The organism is uncultured Paenalcaligenes sp. (assembly GCF_947630565.1).
In the GTDB taxonomy this organism is placed as follows: Bacteria; Pseudomonadota; Gammaproteobacteria; order Burkholderiales; family Burkholderiaceae_B; genus Paenalcaligenes; species Paenalcaligenes faecalis.
The window spans coordinates 19,204-37,078 of sequence record NZ_CANRIC010000008.1; the positions used below are offsets into that span (position 1 = coordinate 19,204).

The 17,875-nt window shown below is 46.5% G+C and carries 12 protein-coding genes; 6 read left to right on the forward strand and 6 right to left on the reverse strand.

Features of this window, described 5'->3' with window-relative positions:
• The first annotated feature begins 26 nt into the window (after positions 1 to 26).
• The 5 genes from Q0Z62_RS03015 to Q0Z62_RS03035 are packed head-to-tail and all read left to right on the forward strand — an operon-like array spanning position 27 to position 5,072.
• Positions 27 to 1,004, forward strand: coding sequence for an ABC transporter permease (locus Q0Z62_RS03015; RefSeq protein WP_269900208.1), 978 nt, complete (start codon positions 27 to 29; stop codon positions 1,002 to 1,004).
• Positions 1,004 to 1,936 (forward strand): ABC transporter permease, encoded by a 933-nt coding sequence (locus Q0Z62_RS03020; protein ID WP_298050645.1) that lies wholly within the window; start codon positions 1,004 to 1,006, stop codon positions 1,934 to 1,936. Before Q0Z62_RS03015 ends, Q0Z62_RS03020 begins: the two co-directional genes overlap by 1 nt.
• Complete coding sequence (locus Q0Z62_RS03025) at positions 1,936 to 2,919, forward strand: ABC transporter ATP-binding protein (RefSeq protein WP_298050647.1); 984 nt, start codon at positions 1,936 to 1,938, stop codon at positions 2,917 to 2,919. The genes Q0Z62_RS03020 and Q0Z62_RS03025 overlap by 1 nt, the downstream gene beginning before the upstream one ends.
• A complete protein-coding gene (locus Q0Z62_RS03030; protein WP_298050649.1) occupies positions 2,919 to 3,911 on the forward strand; it encodes an ABC transporter ATP-binding protein in 993 nt (330 codons plus the stop codon). Before Q0Z62_RS03025 ends, Q0Z62_RS03030 begins: the two co-directional genes overlap by 1 nt.
• Positions 3,912 to 3,932: 21 nt before the next feature.
• Entirely contained in the window at positions 3,933 to 5,072 is a 1,140-nt protein-coding gene (locus Q0Z62_RS03035; RefSeq protein ID WP_269900212.1) for a M20 family metallopeptidase, read from the forward strand.
• 23 nt (positions 5,073 to 5,095) lie between these two features.
• On the opposite strand, the gene Q0Z62_RS03040 is transcribed toward Q0Z62_RS03035, so the two are convergent.
• From Q0Z62_RS03040 to Q0Z62_RS03060, 5 genes are all read right to left on the reverse strand, one after another.
• Positions 5,096 to 6,406, reverse strand: a complete 1,311-nt coding sequence (locus Q0Z62_RS03040; protein WP_298050651.1) for a tryptophan--tRNA ligase — start codon at positions 6,404 to 6,406, stop codon at positions 5,096 to 5,098.
• Between the two features lie 31 nt (positions 6,407 to 6,437).
• Positions 6,438 to 7,529, reverse strand: a complete 1,092-nt coding sequence (zapE, locus tag Q0Z62_RS03045; RefSeq protein WP_298050653.1) for a cell division protein ZapE — start codon at positions 7,527 to 7,529, stop codon at positions 6,438 to 6,440.
• 73 nt (positions 7,530 to 7,602) lie between these two features.
• Positions 7,603 to 9,030 (reverse strand): dihydrolipoyl dehydrogenase, encoded by a 1,428-nt coding sequence (gene lpdA, locus Q0Z62_RS03050; protein WP_298050655.1) that lies wholly within the window; start codon positions 9,028 to 9,030, stop codon positions 7,603 to 7,605.
• Positions 9,031 to 9,045: 15 nt separating this feature from the next.
• Positions 9,046 to 10,236, reverse strand: a complete 1,191-nt coding sequence (gene odhB / locus Q0Z62_RS03055; RefSeq protein ID WP_269900216.1) for a 2-oxoglutarate dehydrogenase complex dihydrolipoyllysine-residue succinyltransferase — start codon at positions 10,234 to 10,236, stop codon at positions 9,046 to 9,048.
• Between the two features lie 47 nt (positions 10,237 to 10,283).
• Positions 10,284 to 13,154 (reverse strand): 2-oxoglutarate dehydrogenase E1 component, encoded by a 2,871-nt coding sequence (locus tag Q0Z62_RS03060; protein ID WP_298050658.1) that lies wholly within the window; start codon positions 13,152 to 13,154, stop codon positions 10,284 to 10,286.
• A gap of 345 nt (positions 13,155 to 13,499) precedes the next feature.
• Here Q0Z62_RS03060 and Q0Z62_RS03065 point away from each other — a divergent pair, with 345 nt between their 5' ends.
• A complete protein-coding gene (locus Q0Z62_RS03065) occupies positions 13,500 to 15,788 on the forward strand; it encodes an NADP-dependent malic enzyme (RefSeq protein ID WP_298050660.1) in 2,289 nt (762 codons plus the stop codon).
• Between the two features lie 75 nt (positions 15,789 to 15,863).
• Here the strand turns inward: Q0Z62_RS03065 and Q0Z62_RS03070 are convergent, their stop codons facing one another.
• Positions 15,864 to 17,630, reverse strand: a complete 1,767-nt coding sequence (locus tag Q0Z62_RS03070) for an L-lactate permease (RefSeq protein WP_298050662.1) — start codon at positions 17,628 to 17,630, stop codon at positions 15,864 to 15,866.
• Between the last annotated feature and the right edge of the window lie 245 nt (positions 17,631 to 17,875).

Sequence of the window (17,875 nt, forward strand, 5' to 3'; positions counted from 1 at the left end):
CCGTAGGCTGACATAGGAGTCGAATCTTGGCCGTTTTTATTGTACGCAGACTACTGCAAAGCTTAGCAGTATTGTTAGCGGTTTCTGTGGTGGTGTTTTTTGCTGTCTACACCGTAGGCGACCCCATCGAACTACTTGTCAGCCCAGACGTAGGTCAAGATCAGCGCGATGCGCTGATCGCCCGTCTCGGGCTTGATCAGCCACTCTGGCAACAATACCTCAATTTTTTATGGCGTGCCTTACAGGGTGACTTAGGGAACTCCTTTGTTCACGGCATGTCTGCAGTAGAGCTCATTTTACAGCGCTTTCCTGCGACTTTAGAGTTAGTTCTAGTCGCCATTAGCTTAACTTGTTTACTTGGTATCCCCTTAGGTTTAATTGCAGGCCTACACCGTGATAACTGGCTAGGCAAAAGCATTATGAACACCTCTGTGCTTGGTTTCTCTTTGCCAAACTTCTGGCAAGGGATGGTGTTTATTCTATTATTTGCCGTCTGGTTAGGTTGGTTACCGGCCTCGGGTCGAGGCCCAACCGTTGAAATTTTAGGTGTACCTCTCAGTATTTTTAGCGCCCAAGGCTGGAGCCATATTGCTTTACCAGCAGTGAACTTAGCCGTGGCTAATATTGCATTAATTTTACGCATGACGGCCTCTGGTGTGAGCGAAGCCCAAAGCCAAGACTATGTACGCTTTGCCCGTGCTAAAGGGGTAAAACCTGGTCGTATTGTGCGTCGTCATATTTTACGTAACATCATGATCCCCGTCGTCACGGTGATTGGTATGGAGTTAGGTACATTAATTGCTTACTCCACCATTACCGAAACTGTTTTCTCTTGGCCTGGTATGGGCAAGCTACTCATCGACAGTGTGTATCAACTAGACCGTCCGGTGATCGTCGCCTATGTCATGTTGGTCACTATGCTTTTTGTCATTATCAATCTAGTCGTCGATATTCTATACGCTGTATTAGATCCTCGTGTTCAACTTTTGGAGCCTAGCGCCTAATGACTACCCCTCATTTAGTAACCGAAGGGCAACCAGCGGCGATTCCAACGGTTAAACCCTTACAAAACACCCCGCAGCGCAAAAAGATTTTAAAACGGTTGCGTAGTAGGCCCTCAACCAAACGGTCTCTATTCATCTTGTTTTTGTTAATTGCCGTTATTTTAATCGCCCCCTATTTTGCGCCACAAAATCCTTACGACTTATTATCGCTAGATATTATGGACGGACGGCTCGCACCTGGCTCTGAAAGCTTTAGTGGCATGACCTACTGGCTAGGAACCGATGCACAGGGTCGAGACATGCTCAGTGCTATTTTATATGGCTTGCGTATTAGTCTATTAGTTGGTCTGGGTGCAGTCGTACTTTCAGCTTTAATTGGCATGTTAATGGGCTTAATTGCGGCCTATCATGGCAGTTGGGTTGATAGTCTTATCATGCGCACCGTTGACTTTATTCTGGGTTTTCCGACTATTTTAGTGGCACTGGTTTTACTCTCAGTCCTTGGTCGAGGCATAGACAAAGTCATTATTGCCTTGGTTATCGTGCAATGGGCTCATTACGCTCGTATTATGCGTGGCCGCGCCCTACAAGAACGACGCAAAGAGTACATTGAAGCCGCAATTAACCTCGGGTTTTCGCCGTGGCGCATTATGTTTAAACACTTAATGCCAAACTGCTTTGGCCCCATCATGGTATTTGCCACCATCCAAATTGCAACAGCTATTGTGCTAGAGGCCACCCTTTCCTTTTTAGGAGTCGGTGTACCGGTTACCGAGCCTTCGCTTGGATTACTCATCGCCAGTGGTTTTGAATACCTACTTTCAGGCGATTACTGGATCAGTATTTTCCCAGGTTTGGCTTTGTTATTTTTAATTCTTTCTATCAATATAGTAGGTGATCGCCTACGTGAAAGCTTGGACCCACGACGCTAATGACAGACTCGACTTTATTAACGGTAAACGGTTTACAAACCGCCTTTCATACCGAAGAAGGCGCATGGTTGGCTGTAGACGGCGTGGACCTCACGGTAAAACGTGGGGAGATCGTCGGTCTAGTCGGCGAATCCGGCTCAGGTAAATCCGTCACTGGGTTTTCCTTAATTGGCCTCATTGACCCACCTGGAGAGGTGGTTGATGGACAAGTGCTGTTCAATGGCACCGACCTCTGTCAACTCACTGAAGAGCAGCTACGCCAATTGCGTGGTGATCGCATTGCCATGATCTTCCAAGACCCTCTCATGACACTGAACCCAGTGCTCAAGGTAGGAGAGCAAATGATGGAAGCCATTTTGACTCACTACCCAGAGACCGATAAGGCACAAGCGCGACAGCGCTGCTGTGATGCTCTAGCTCAGGTGGGAATCCCCTCTCCCGAGTCACGCTTACACAACTACCCGCATGAATTCTCAGGTGGTATGCGTCAGCGCGTTGCTATTGCTATCGCGATGCTCAATAAACCTGAACTCATTATTGCCGATGAGCCAACGACTGCCTTGGATGTGACCATTCAGGCACAAATCCTATTTGAAATGCAAAAGCTCTGCCGAGAGCAAAACACAGCATTAATTTGGATTACCCATGACTTAGGTGTGGTCGCGGAGTTGGCGGATAATGTGGCCGTCATGTATGCAGGGAAAATTGTGGAATATGGCCCCGTTAAAGACGTTTTACAACAGCCCATCCACCCTTATACCGAAGGCTTATTGAACTCGATGCCCGGCTCAGCTCAGCCTGGGTCGCGTTTGAAACAAATTGATGGCATGGCGCCAACCCTAACAGGGCGTGAGCAGGGATGTTCCTTTCGCCCTCGCTGCCCTTATGCCCATCCATCCTGTGCAGAACGGGCCCCAGAGGTTTCTACCTTAGGGACTCGTCAGTTCCGTTGCTACTTTCCGCTACTCAAGGAGGCTAACTAATGCAAGTCGCTCCTATTATAGAAATCACAGATCTACATAAGCGATTCAGCAAAGCCCCTGACATGGCCCATCGCCTCATGCAGACTATCGGCAAGGCAGCCCCTCCGCCTACGGTACATGCCGTTACGGATGTTAATTTATCCATACGCAAAGGCGAGGTGGTTGGCTTAGTCGGTGAGTCTGGCTGTGGTAAATCCACACTGGGACGTATGGTAGCCGGATTGATTAAACCCAGTGCTGGCTCCATTCAGTTCGAGGGTAAACATGTTCAACAGCTAAGTCGTGCTGATAAGCTAGCCTACACCTTGGGTGTACAGCTTATTTTTCAGGACCCCTTAGCCTGCTTAAATCCTAAACAAAAACTCGGCGATATCATCAGCGAAGCCTTGCATGTGCATAAGCTTGCACCCAGGGCAGAAATATCTGATCGAATTAATCACGCCTTAGCAGAAGTAGGATTAGAACAGGCCTACCGTGACCGGCTGCCCCACCAAATTTCAGGAGGTCAACGACAACGCATTGGGATTGCGCGTGCGTTGATGGTGAACCCAAAATTTCTAGTCTGTGATGAGCCCGTCGCAGCTCTAGACGTATCCATCCAAGCCCAAGTCATTAACCTATTCATGGACTTACGAGATCGTCATGAACTGACGTATCTCTTCATCAGTCATGACTTAGGTGTAGTCAAGCATATCTCTGACCGTGTCGCTATCATGTATTTAGGTCGTATTGTAGAAATTGCTGATAGCAAAGAAATATTCAGCCATGCGGCTCACCCCTACACCAAAGCGCTATTGGCCGAAATGCCGGATGTAAAAAAACAAGGCCGTGCTTTTACCCCCATTAAAGGTGAAATCCCTTCCCCCTTAAACCCTCCCAGTGGATGTACTTTTCACCCGCGTTGTCCAATAGCCACTGAGGCCTGCAAGCTTGCCATACCCACGCTAAAAACCATTGCACCGGGACACGAAGCCGCTTGCCATTTGATTTAACCTAGTAAAGGATGAAACTTGATGAATCACGAAGCAACTAATGAGATGACCGAAGCCCTACGGCAACAAATTATTCGTTGGGTCGAACTAGAGTCACCCTCTCACGAATATGCAGCCCTCTGCGATATGGCAGATCTCATTCTGAGTGAGGTTAAAGAGAGTCCATTAACGGTAGATCGCATAGACCTAGGCCCTGAAACTGGCCCTATTTTACATATCCATAACCGTGCTGCCGGAGACGATCGTTCAGGTATATTAGTGCTTGGCCACTATGACACTGTCCACCCCATTGGTACGCTAGAGCAGAACCCATGTCGTCAAGAAGACGACAAACTTTTTGGGCCTGGTATTTACGATATGAAATCAGGAGTGGTCTTAGCGCTATCCGCTCTTAAAGAACTGGCACATCCTAGCAACACCCAATTACCTATTGATATGCTGCTAGTGCCTGATGAAGAATCAGGGAGCCATTATTCCCGTCCTTATACCGAGGCCTTTGCAAAAAAATCCAAATACACCTTAGTGTGTGAGCCAGCTCGTGTAGAGGAAGGTCGCTGTGTTACGGCTCGAAAAGGGACCGGTAATATTTTTGTGACTGCTCATGGTCGCCCCTCTCACGCGGGTATTCACCACGAAAAAGGTCGCAATGCGATTGAAGAGATCGCCCATCAGGTATTAGCCCTAGAAAAGCTGACAGACTACGAGCGAGGTATTACCGTTAGCGTGGGCGTCATTAAGGGTGGAACCACATCCAACGTCGTGCCCTCTTGGTGCCAAATCAAAGCTGATTTTCGTGTACCTAATTCAGAAATGGCGGAACGCCTAGAGCAGCAGGTAAAACAGCTCTCGAATGTCAATCCTGATATTCCAATTGAGGTAGAGTTCACGTTAAACCGTCCAGCGATGGCTCGTACCGATGACACAGCAGCCCTATTAGCCCGCTGTCAGCAATTTGCACAGCAGGCAGGGTTTGAGCTTAAAGAGGCCCCAATGACGGGTGGGGCAAGTGATGCCAATTTTACCGCAGCCTTAGGTATCCCGACCTTAGATGGTCTAGGGGCAGATGGTAATGGTGCGCATACGCTAAAAGAGCATATTTTAGTATCAACTTTAGCGCAGCGCCGCCAGTTTTGGCTCTACACCCTAGCTCAATTAAGCTAGGGCCATACTGCTGTTCTTTATACCTATGACAAGGCCGCTATTAAGCGGTCTTGTTGCTCTTGATCTAACTCGGCAACTTGAACCCCATCAACAAAAACATGATAGCGTTGCTCTATTTGATCAATCGTATATTGTCCTGCTTGTAGTTGCTTAATCAACTGCCCTGCCTGTTTAGGATCAGCAAAAGGTAAGGATAAGAAGACCTCAGAGTCCGCTGCATCAAACATACGAAACTGAAACCCTTGCGCATCACGGAAACTCACAAAGCGACTTGTTTTAACCTTTTCGGCCTTTGCCTCTGGTGCAGATACAGCCACCTGATTGGGAGATCGTAAACCCACGGCAGCTCGTAGTTCTGCCATCAATGGAATCGATATACGTCTAGCCTTTTCAGCCCCAGCCAATAAAATCTGTTCAATTTGATCTGGATTAGCCATTAGATCATTATATTTTTCACGCATTGGGGACAGATCGTGATTGATTAACTCAAACAATTTCTTTTTTGCCTCGCCCCAGCCTAAGCCATCATGTAGCTCGGCTTTAAATTGCGCTGCTTGTTCTGCAGTAGAAAAAACTTCGAATAATTCAAATAAATGAGAGCCCTCTGTTTGCTTTGGTTCCCCAGGCTGCTTCGAGTCCGTCACAATACGATTGATTGCCGTTTGCAACAGCTTTTCTCCGCCCTCAAACAGCGGAATCGTATTGTCATAACTTTTTGACATTTTGCGTCCATCTAAACCCGGTAAGGTTGCAACCGCCTCATCAATTAGCTCGTAGGGCAATACAAAAAAATCACGGCCTTGGCCATACATATGATTAAAACGTTGGGCAATATCTCGTGCCATTTCGATATGCTGAATTTGATCGCGCCCAACTGGGACTAAATTCGCATTAAACATCAAAATGTCGGCGGCCATCAGGATGGGATAAGAATATAACCCCATATTCACGCCATCATCCACATCTACGCCCTTGGCATTATTCTGATCAACCGAAGCCTTATAGGCATGAGCCCTATTCATTAACCCTTTGCTGGTCACACAAGTCAGCATCCACGAAAACTCAGGAATTTCGGGAATATCTGATTGACGGTAAAACGTGACCTTTTCGGGATCCAAGCCTGCCGCTAGCCAAGTGGCTGCGATCTCTAAACGTGATCGAGCAACACGCTGGGGATCATCACACTTGATGAGTGCGTGATAGTCAGCCAAAAAGAAAAATGCATCAGTATCTGGCTGTACGCTCGCGCGGACGGAAGGACGAATAGCACCCGCATAGTTACCTAAATGAGGGGTACCTGAAGGAGTAATACCCGTGAGGACTCGTTTTGTCATGTTAAAACCTAAAACAATTGTGTGAACTGAATTACAACACCGCAGCTTGGCGGCGCTCAGAATCTACATATTCTTTGGATTGCATTTCCATTAGTCGAGATTCCGTACGATGGAACTCGCCCGACATAGGTCCTGCCGTATAAAGCTCTGCCGCCTCTACGGCTGCAGACATAATAAATTTGACCTTATGGTCATACAATACATCAATTAGCCATGTAAAGCGCCTAGCCGCTGAAGCATCTCTAGCTGCCATTTTTGGCACATCGGAAAGTATCACCGTTTCGAAACGACTAACTAAATCCAAATAATCATTTTGCGAGCGTGGCCCTTCGCAAAGTGTTTTAAAATCAAACCAAACTACATTACTGTGACATGCTATCACTGGAAGCTGTCTATTTTCTATCTCTATAGAGCTGGCAGCAGGGCTTTCTCCTGTTAGTGCATAAAAAGCCTCTTTGAGTTCATCCTGAGTTTGCTCTGTAATAGGTGTCAGATAGAGACGAACCTGCTCTAAGGTACGACGACGATAATCTACACCAGTGTCCACATTCACTATATCCATGCGCTTTTTAATTAAAGCGATCGCAGGCAAAATACGGTCACGATGTAAACCATCGGTATAGAGTAAAGAGGGCTCGTAGTTAGAGGTCATAACAAAGCTGACTCCCTGCTCAAACAACTCATAGAGCAGTTTATGCAAAATCATGGCATCAGCTATATCTGAGACATGAAATTCATCAAAACAAATTATGTCATAGCGCTGGGCAATCGTCTTTGCCACCACCTCTAGGGGGTCTGATTGACTGCGCAAGGCTTTAAGTTGATCATGAACTCCACGCATAAACTCATGAAAATGCAAACGTGCCTTACGCTCAATGGGTAAGCTTTGATAAAAAGCATCCATTAAAAAACTTTTACCTCGCCCTACTCCACCCCACAGATAGACACCTTTAGGTGGCTCTGGCTTACTAAACCAACGCTTTAATAGAGATTGCTGATTTTCGTTATACACCAAAAAATCATTATAGAGCTGCTGTAAACGTTGAATCGCTTGCTCTTGTGCTGCATCGGCGGCATAGCCTTTAGTGGCTAAAGCCTGTTGATAATAACTAATAACATCCATAACAAGGCCAAAAAATAATAGAAAAAAAGGGGCTGACGTATGTCGGCCCCTTTTACTACAACATTGAACTCGATTAGAAGTTTAATGCACGTTTATCCACCGCTAAAGCGGCTTCTTTCATGGCTTCGGATAACGTAGGGTGAGCATGACAAATGCGAGCAATGTCTTCGGCTGCACCACGGAATTCCATGATAACCACGGCTTCGGCAATCAGCTCAGAAGCGGTTGGGCCTACAATATGTACGCCTAATACCTCGTCTGTTTTAGCATCAGCTAGGATTTTAACAAAACCCGTTGTATCACCTAGAGCTCGGGCGCGACCATTAGCCATAAATGGGAATTTACCCATGCGGTAATCGCGGCCTTCTTTTTTCAGATCTTGCTCTGTTTTACCAACCCAAGCCATCTCAGGAGAGGTGTAAATAACCCAAGGAATGGTGTCAAAGTTGATATGAGGTTGTTGACCTGAAATACGCTCAGCAACGGCAACGCCTTCGTCTTCGGCCTTATGGGCCAACATAGGACCACGTACCACATCACCTACAGCCCATACGTTAGGCAAGTTAGTGCGGCAGTCGTCATCCACTTCGACAAAACCACGTTCGTCTAATTTCAAACCTACTGTTTCGGCACCAAGACCATCGGTATTAGGAACGCGACCAATTGAAACAATCAGTTTATCAAACTCAGCGTTGTGTTCTTTGTCCGCAGAGTCTTTATAGGCAACGCTAACGCCTTTACCAGACGCTTTAACTTCGCCGACTTTTGCGCCTAATTTGATTTCTAGGCCTTGTTTGGTCAAAGCAGATAGGGCTTCTTTGGCCACATCACGATCAGCGGCAGCTAAAAACTCAGGAGCGCCCTCGAGAATAGTGACTTCGGCCCCTAAACGACGCCATACACTACCTAACTCTAGCCCAATCACACCCGCACCGATCACACCTAGTTTTTTAGGTACTTCGGTTAAACGTAATGCGCCGTCGTTAGATAACACCGTTTTTTCGTCAAAAGGTAAGTTCGGGAAAGAACGAGCTGAGGAACCCGTCGCCACTACCACGTGTTTAGCAACTAATTCCTCGGCCTCTTTACCGTTCACCTTAATGGACCAGCCCGCATCAACCTTTGCATTAAATGCTGCTTTACCATGGAAAAATGTCACTTTGTTCTTTTTGAACAAAAACAAAATACCTTGGTTATTTTCATTAACGACTTTGTCTTTACGGCCTAATAGCGTATCTAGTTTTAACTCTAGACCCTTAACCTTAATGCCATGTTCTGCAAAGTGTTTATCTGCTTGTTCGTAATGCTCAGAGGACTGCAATAAAGCTTTGGAAGGAATACAACCCACGTTAGTACATGTACCACCTGGAGCTGGCTTGCCTTTTTCATCAGACCACGCATCCACACACGCTACAGACATACCTAATTGAGCAGCACGGATAGCAGCAATGTAGCCACCAGGCCCCGCACCAATAACGACTAAATCAAAGTTTTTTGCCATGATTTTTATCCTCTATTAGATGTCTAACAATAGACGTTGTGGATCTTCTAGGGCTTCTTTCATAGCAACTAGACCTAATACGGCCTCACGACCATCAATGATACGGTGGTCGTAAGACATAGCTAAGTAGTTCATTGGACGAATAACAATTTGACCATTCTCTACTACTGGACGCTCTTTGGTTGCATGAATACCTAAAATAGCGGACTGAGGTGGGTTAATGATTGGCGTGGACAACATAGAACCAAACACACCGCCATTAGAGATAGAGAACGTACCACCTGTTAATTCGTCTAAAGTCAATTTACCGTCTTGGGCACGACGACCAAAGTCAGCAATTTGCTGTTCGATTTCAGCAATGGATAACTGATCTGCATTACGCAAAATAGGTACAACCAAACCACGGGGGCTACCTACTGCAATACCAATATCGAAGTAACCGTGATAAATAATATCCTTACCATCTACGGAAGCATTCAAAATGGGGTATTTTTTCAGTGCTGCAACGGCTGCTTTTACAAAGAAAGAAGTAAAGCCTAGTTTTACACCGTGCTCTTTTTCAAATACATCTTTGTACTGTTTACGTAAGTCCATCACGGCTTGCATATTGACTTCGTTAAATGTAGTCAAAATCGCATTTTCTTGTTGGGACTGTAGTAGACGCTCGGCTACTCGAGCACGTAGACGGCTCATGGGAACACGCTGCTCTGGGCGACCATCTAAGGAAAGTGCCACAGGTGCAGGAGCAGCTGGTTTAGCGGCAGCGCCTGCTTGGGCGGCAACAGCATCAGCTTTAGTTACTCGACCATCACGACCAGAGCCTTGAACTGAACCTACCTCTACGCCTTTCTCCGCTAAAATTTTGCTAGCAGCTGGGGAAGCAGCTGTCACAGAGGCTGGAGCTGCAGCAGGTGCAGCAGCAGGAGCCTGCTCGGCAGCGGCGGGGGCAGCGGCAGATGCAGTGGCTTCGGTATCAATACGAGCTAATACTTCACCGGAAGTCACTGTGCTGCCATCCGCTTTTACAATCTCAATGAGCACACCAGCTGAAGGGGCTGGAACCTCTAGGACCACTTTGTCAGTTTCTACATCAATCAGGATTTCGTCTTGACCAACGGCTTCGCCTGGTTGTTTTTTCCACTCTAGCAGTGTGGCTTCGGATACAGACTCAGATAGCTCTGGTACTAAAATTTCGATAATTGCCATGATATTTTCCGTGTAATAAATGTGTCTTTAATTGTGCATTATGCGCGTTATTTGGATAGCGAGAAGCCTTTGATGTTTTCGGCAAATGCTTGCTCGATAAGGGCTTTTTGCTGCTCGTTATGCTTAGCCAAATAACCCACTGCAGGCGAAGCCGAAGCGGCACGACCAGCGTAGCTAAGTTTTTGATTATTGCTCATGCTTTCAACCAAATGGTGCTGGATGTAGAACCAAGGACCTTGGTTTTGCGGCTCGTCTTGTACCCAAACCAAATCCGTCGCATTTGGGTATTTGCGCATTTCTTCTTGGAAGGCTTTATGGGCAAATGGGTAGAGCTGCTCTACACGAATAATAGCCACATCATCACGCTCACGCTCGGTACGAGCATTGATCAAGTCGTAATACACTTTACCTGAACAAGCTAATACACGTTTTACGTTTTCGGGATTGATGCTGTCATTGGTTTCACCAATAACGGGCATAAAGCGACCTTCGGACAACTCGGATAGAGGCGAAGTAGCGGCCTTGTTACGTAACAAGGACTTAGGTGTTAACAACACCAATGGCTTGCGGAAAGGACGCAACATCTGACGACGTAATACGTGGAAAATCTGCGCACCAGTTGTAGGCTGAATCACCTGAATATTGTTATCAGCACATAATTGCAAGAAACGTTCAATACGAGCTGAGGAGTGTTCTGGACCTTGGCCTTCGTAACCATGAGGCAGCATCAGGGTCAAACCACAATGACGACCCCATTTGGCTTCGCCAGAGGTAATAAACTGGTCAATCACAACCTGAGCACCGTTCAAGAAGTCACCAAACTGGGCTTCCCAAATAGTCAGGATATTTGGCTCTGCAGAGGCATAACCGTATTCAAATGCCAAAACGGCTTCCTCGGATAAAACCGAGTCAATAACGGTAAAATTAGCTTGGTTTTCTGCGACATTTTGCAATGGAATATAGGTACCATCATCCCAACGCTCACGATTTTGATCGTGCAACACCGCATGACGGTGTACAAAAGTACCACGACCTGAGTCTTGACCTGTAATACGGATTGCATAGCCATTTGCCACCAAAGAAGCAAACGCTAAGTGTTCCCCCATACCCCAGTCTACATTTTGCTCGCCGCGTGCCATGGCACGACGATCGTTCAGCATGCGTTTGACTAAGGGGTGAACATTGAACTCTTCGGGAACAGTTGTGATTTTCTCGCCAATACGCGTTAGCTCTGCCAAAGGCATACCGGTATCAGCATGATCTGTCCATTTTGCGTTCAAGAATGGAGTCCAATCAATGGCGTATTTATTTTTGTAGTCTGTTAATACAGGCTCTACGGTACGCTGCCCGTCTTCCATGAGCTGACGGTATGCTTTAACCATATCATCAGGCTCGTTATCAGCCAACACACCCTGAGCAACCAGTTTATCAGCATACAATTTGCGTGTACCAGGATGCTGAGCAACGGCCTTGTACATCAAAGGCTGGGTCAACGAAGGCGTATCCTGTTCGTTATGACCTAATTTGCGATAACACACCACGTCAATCACGACATCATGACGGAAAGTTTGACGGTAATCTAAAGCCAACTGAGTTACAAACGCAACCGCCTCTGGGTCATCCGCATTCACGTGGAATACAGGGGCTTCGATCATTTTCACCACATCGGTACAATACAAGGTCGAGCGTGCATCACGCGGATCAGACGTTGTAAAACCAATTTGGTTGTTAATCACAATATGTAATGTACCACCGGTACCGTAGCCACGTGTTTGGGCTAGGTTTAAGGTTTCCATCACGACGCCTTGGCCAGCAAAAGCGGCATCACCATGCACCAATACAGGTAAAACCTGAGCGCCAGTCGTGTCTAAACGACGATCTTGACGTGCACGAGTGCTACCCTCTACCACTGGGTTAACAATTTCTAGGTGAGATGGGTTAAAGGCCAAAGACAAGTGAACTGAGCCACCACGGGCGGATAGGTCACTAGAGAAACCATTGTGATATTTTACGTCGCCATCGGTTAGATTTTCTGCGTGTTTACCTTCGAACTCAGCGAACAAATCAGCAGGCATTTTGCCCATGATGTTCACGAGCATGTTCAAACGGCCACGGTGAGCCATACCAACGATGATTTCCTGCACACCTAAATCACTTGCGTGATTTACGACCTCGTCCATACATGCGATGAAGCTTTCGCCCCCTTCGAGGGAGAAGCGTTTTTGGCCTACATATTTAGTGTGTAAGAATCGCTCTAAGCCTTCGGCTTCGGTTAGCTGCTGCAAAATATTTCGTTTTTGATCGGCGGAAAAGTCCATACGACCATGCACAGACTCTAGGCGCTCTTGAATCCAGCGCTTAGCGACAGGGTCCGAAATATGCATGAACTCTGCGCCAATCGAATGACAGTATGTATCACGCAATGCTTTGAGCATATCGCGCAATGTCATGGTGTCAGACTTGGTGAAGTAGGTATTCGTTGCGGAGTAAACCTGATCTAGGTCGGACTCAGTCAAACCATAGAAAGCAGGGTCTAGCTCGGCGTAAGAAGGGCGTTCGCTGCGTTTTAGTGGATCTAAAGAGGCAATACGTGCGCCCAAAGAACGGTAAGCAGCAATCAAAGACTGCACAGAAACCTGTTTCGTGGCAACCGATAAATCGGGAGCCGCGGCGCGTAGCATCAATGAATTGGTCTTAGCGCGCTCAGCAAATGACTGAATAATTGGGCTATGAGCCTGATCACGTGTTGCCTCTCGGCCATCAGTTGCGGGCTGATGTTGAAGTTGATCAAAATAATCACGCCACTCGGACGGCACCGAGGACGGATTGTCTAGGTACATCTCGTAGAGTTCTTCGACATAAGCCGCATTGGAACCATAGAGATATGAGTTGGATTGCAGTTCAGTTTGCGATGACATAATAATAACGCTTCACCTATATGGGTGCTTCACCCATTTTGAGATGCAGGAAAACCTTCCGCGACACGGCTTCACCGATTAGCGGATAGCAGAGCAGAAGGCAACGTAAAACGCCTTTCACAGCGATACCTTTCAGTATAACCCTCCAGAGCGTTACTTGCATCTTAGCAAAGATAAATCATTGTATTCATGTACGATTGTTGGCATTTACAAACATTTACTTATGGTGCGCTGCGACATGCTAAAGATTCAAATTCACGCTATAAGGATAGTCTGTTCGCATAGTGAATACAGACAGGTTAAAATAAGTTAATTATTTTCGTTTTATCTCAGGAGCACCCCACGATGGACGCCAAAGCAGATCTGGCAAAACGCGCGTTGGATTATCACGCCTACCCTACCCCGGGTAAAATTTCCGTAGTCCCCACTAAAACCTTGGCTAATGCCGATGATTTATCTCTCGCTTACTCGCCTGGGGTTGCCTTCGCTTGTATGGCTATTCACGAAGAGGGTGACGAGGCCGCAGCCAAATATACCTCTCGTGCTAATTTAGTCGGAGTCATCAGTAACGGAACTGCCGTCTTAGGTTTAGGTAATATTGGCCCCCTCGCCTCTAAACCTGTAATGGAAGGTAAAGGGTGTTTATTCAAAAAATTTGCTGGTATTGATGTTTTCGACATTGAGCTGGCTGAAAATGACCCTGAAAAACTGGTCGATATTATTGCGGCAATGGAACCCACCTTAGGTGGTGTTAACCTCGAAGACATCAAAGCTCCAGAATGTTTTTATATTGAAAAAGAGCTGCGAAAACGCATGAAAATCCCTGTGTTCCATGATGACCAACATGGCACTGCGATTATCGCTTCAGCGGCTATTATCAACGGTTTAAAAGTTGTTAATAAAAAAATCGAAGACGTTCGTCTAGTGTGTTCCGGCGCTGGAGCAGCAGCTATTGCTTGTTTGAACCTGCTAGTTAATTTAGGTATGCGACGTGAGCATATTTATGTAGCAGACTCACGCGGCATTATCTGGAAAGGCCGTGAAGACAACATGGAGCCAAATAAAGCCTTATTTGCTCAGGAAACCGACTACCGCACTTTGGCGGATGCCATTGATAACGCAGACATTTTCCTCGGTTGCTCTGCTCCCGGTTTGCTCACTACAGACATGCTGCTCAGCATGGCTGAAAAGCCCCTCGTACTTGCTCTCGCTAACCCTGAGCCTGAAATTCGCCCAGAGGTCGCTAAGGCTGCTCGTGCTGATGTGGTGATTGCTACCGGCCGTTCTGACTACCCAAATCAGGTAAATAACGTATTGTGTTTCCCCTTTATTTTCCGTGGCGCTTTAGATTGTGGTGCGACAGAAATTAACGAGGCAATGAAACAAGCATGTGTATACGCTATTGCTGATCTAGCCCAAGAAGAACAATACGACGACGTCAATAGCGACAGTGATAGCGATCTTGGTTTTGGCCCTGAATACATCATTCCAAAACCCTTTGATCCTCGCTTAATCGCTCGTATTGCTCCGGCTGTAGCTAAAGCAGCCATGGACTCTGGTGTAGCCAGTCGTCCGATTGAGGACTTAGAAGCTTACCGTCAGCGTTTAATTGCCATGACGTATCGCTCCGGTGCTTTGATGCGTCCCTTGTTCAAACAAGCCAAGGAAATCCCACAGCTAAAACGCGTCATTTATGCTGATGGTGAGGACGAGCGCGTTTTACGTGCAGCACAAACGGTTGTTGATGAGAAAATGGCGTACCCCATTTTAATTGGGCGTCCTGCTGTGATCGAAATGCGTATCAAACGCTATGGCTTACGGTTACAGCCCGGTGTAAATTTTGAGATCGTAGATCCTGAAGACGACTACCGTTACAACGAGACATGGCAAGCCTACTACCAAATCAAGAGCCGCCAAGGCGTGACTCCTGATGTGGCCAAAGCTTTGGTTCGTAAGCATAATACTCTGATCGGTGCCATGTTAATCCGTCGCGGCGATGCAGATGCCATGATTTGTGGTATTACGACTCGCTTCTACCACCAATTAGCTCACATTGAAGATTTAATTGGTCGCAAAGAAGGCACCTCTGTGTTTGCAGCAATGAATGCGTTAATGCTGCCCACTCAAAATATTTTCGTTTGTGACACTCACGTCAATGAAAACCCTACAGCTGAACAAATCGCTGATATTACGCTTATGGCAGCAGAAAAAGTGCGTCAGTTTGGTTTAGTGCCACGCGTTGCTCTTCTGTCTCACTCTAATTTTGGTAGTCGTTCCACCGAGTCCTCTCGAAAAATGGCTAAGGCTCGTGAGCTCGTCATGGCGATGGCTCCAGACTTAGAGATTGATGGCGAAATGCATGCAGACTCCGCCTTGTCTAACCGTATTCGCTTTAAAGCGCAACCTGACTCCACGCTTAAAGCCCCAGCTAATTTATTAATTACCCCTAATTTAGATGCAGGTAACATTACCTATAACGTACTAAAAATGGCGGGTAGTAATGGGGTAGCAATGGGTCCCATTTTACTTGGTGCGGCTAAACCAGTTCATATTCTAACTACCAGTGCAACCACGCGTCGCATTGTAAATATGACTGCGATCGCCGTTTTAGATGCCACTGAAAACCACAACTAGATCTGGTTTTCCGCTGATCTAAAGTGAAAAAAGGGAGTCTTAACACTAAGACTCCCTTTTTCTATCTATCGTATATTAGGCCGCAACCGGCTTAAATACAGGGCCTTTTTTTAAGGTCATTAACCCCAAGAACATGGCTAACCATACAACCGCAGCCACAAACCAAGCTCCATTGCCTGTAATTAACGCCTGACCAATTAGCCCAGCCTGTATTACATAAAAAGCCATTGGCAATAACGTTTTACGCACGATCTCGCCTTCACGATTTAACATACCGACGACAGCACCTGCCGCTACGACGTTATGCACACAAATCATATTCCCTGCTGCGCCCCCTACCGCCTGCAATGCGACCACAATCGCAGAGGAGTCAAGAGTTAAGCCGATTTGCTGTGCAGTAGAGAATTGAAAATAAGAGAACATCATATTGCTAACCGTATTTGAGCCCGCAATAAAAGCCCCTAAACCTCCTACCCAGGGTGAAACATTGGGCCACGCTTGTCCTGCTAATGCAGCAGCACTATGAGCCAGCACCAAAGGCATACTAACCATAGAGCCATCTGCCGCAGCTGAGTTAATAAACACCTGCACCATTGGAACAGCTAACAACAAAGCAGGCGCTGCACTTACCATCGTTTGCGCAGATACTTTCACCCCACGTGAAAACTGCATTAAAGACATGCCAAATATGGCTATACAAGCGAGTGATACCAAAATCAAGATAAAGCCAGGCGAATACAGAAACTGAGCCGAACTAGATATTGACGTATCAAATAAACGGGGGAAGGTTAGCGTTGCACCCGGGCCTGTTAATAAGGCTTTAACCTCTGGAACAGTACGTGTTAGCACTAACAAAGCAATCACAAGCACATAAGGTGAAAAAGCACGTACTACAGAAAAAGAGCTGCTACCTCGTGCCGCATCATCTGTACTCACTGTGCCTAACCAGGCAGGTTCCCACTGCTCTCGGGGAGGAAAATCAAATGTCGTTTTAGGTAGTAAAAATCCTTTTTTTGCCGCACTCACCACAATAACTAAACCAATCAATGCCCCTAATAACGAGGGAAACTCTGGTCCTAAGGTTTTTGCAATTAAATAATATGGAACCGTAAAGGCCAAGCCCGCAAAAATAGCGAATTTCCATGCACCTAAACCCTCAGAAAAAGAGCGTTTTTCGCCAAAAAAGCGCGTCAACATACCACACAGAATCAAGGGGATCACAAAACCAACAGCAGCATGTAATAAGGCGACGTTTTCTACGATTTGCTGTAAGTAAGTCATGGGCTCCATGGGTGCAATAAGTGCAGCCACATCCGCTTTGTTATCAATCCCTGAACGAACCCCCACCAACATCGGTGTACCCACTGCACCAAAAGACACAGGCGTCGATTGAATAATTAAGACTGACATCACGGCAGCCATAGCTGGAAAACCCAATGCCAATAACAAAGGGGCCCCTACTGCTGAAGGCGTACCGAAACCCGACGACCCCTCAATCATAGAGCCAAACAACCAAGCCACGATAATAACTTGCACCCGTCTATCTGGCGATATATCCATAAACCCCTGACGAATAGCAACTAAAGCACCACTAAACTTCAAGGTATTGAGCAATAGCACAGCCCCAAACACAATAAATAATAATGTGACTGCTGTAATTAACCCATTAACGGTGGCTGCTGCTACCACCGTACCTTGAGTATTCCAAACAAATAAAGCAAGCAGGGCCGTCACTACATAGGCTGTCCCCATCGATAATTTTGCAGATCGACCCAACACCACCATCAGCAAAAAAACGACCAATAGCGGAGCTAAAGCCAGCAAAGTATAGGTCAAACTCATAATGAACTCTCTCTAGGTGAAAGATAGCGTCACACGGACTAAGTCGATGAGTAGGCTCAACGCTTATACTGCCGTATAGTGACTACCGCGCTTTTCTTGTTTAAGCAAAAAAAGCATGCTGTATAAAACGCCTTGCTGAGGTGGTTGACTAAAGGTTGTAGGCCTCATTTAACCCTCACTTTGGCAAGTTGACTAAATCATAGTGGTAATACCAGAATTTTATTATCAGCGATAACCCTGACTTT

Coding starts and splice junctions, on each gene's coding strand:
- Q0Z62_RS03030 (WP_298050649.1), top strand. CDS start 2,919: ATGCAAGTCGCTCCTATTATAGAAATCACAGATCTACATAAGCGATTC.
- Q0Z62_RS03025 (WP_298050647.1), top strand. CDS start 1,936: ATGACAGACTCGACTTTATTAACGGTAAACGGTTTACAAACCGCCTTT.
- Q0Z62_RS03035 (WP_269900212.1), top strand. CDS start 3,933: ATGAATCACGAAGCAACTAATGAGATGACCGAAGCCCTACGGCAACAA.
- Q0Z62_RS03065 (WP_298050660.1), top strand. CDS start 13,500: ATGGACGCCAAAGCAGATCTGGCAAAACGCGCGTTGGATTATCACGCC.
- Q0Z62_RS03040 (WP_298050651.1), bottom strand. CDS start 6,406: ATGACAAAACGAGTCCTCACGGGTATTACTCCTTCAGGTACCCCTCAT.
- zapE (WP_298050653.1), bottom strand. CDS start 7,529: ATGGATGTTATTAGTTATTATCAACAGGCTTTAGCCACTAAAGGCTAT.
- Q0Z62_RS03060 (WP_298050658.1), bottom strand. CDS start 13,154: ATGTCATCGCAAACTGAACTGCAATCCAACTCATATCTCTATGGTTCC.
- lpdA (WP_298050655.1), bottom strand. CDS start 9,030: ATGGCAAAAAACTTTGATTTAGTCGTTATTGGTGCGGGGCCTGGTGGC.
- odhB (WP_269900216.1), bottom strand. CDS start 10,236: ATGGCAATTATCGAAATTTTAGTACCAGAGCTATCTGAGTCTGTATCC.
- Q0Z62_RS03020 (WP_298050645.1), top strand. CDS start 1,004: ATGACTACCCCTCATTTAGTAACCGAAGGGCAACCAGCGGCGATTCCA.
- Q0Z62_RS03070 (WP_298050662.1), bottom strand. CDS start 17,630: ATGAGTTTGACCTATACTTTGCTGGCTTTAGCTCCGCTATTGGTCGTT.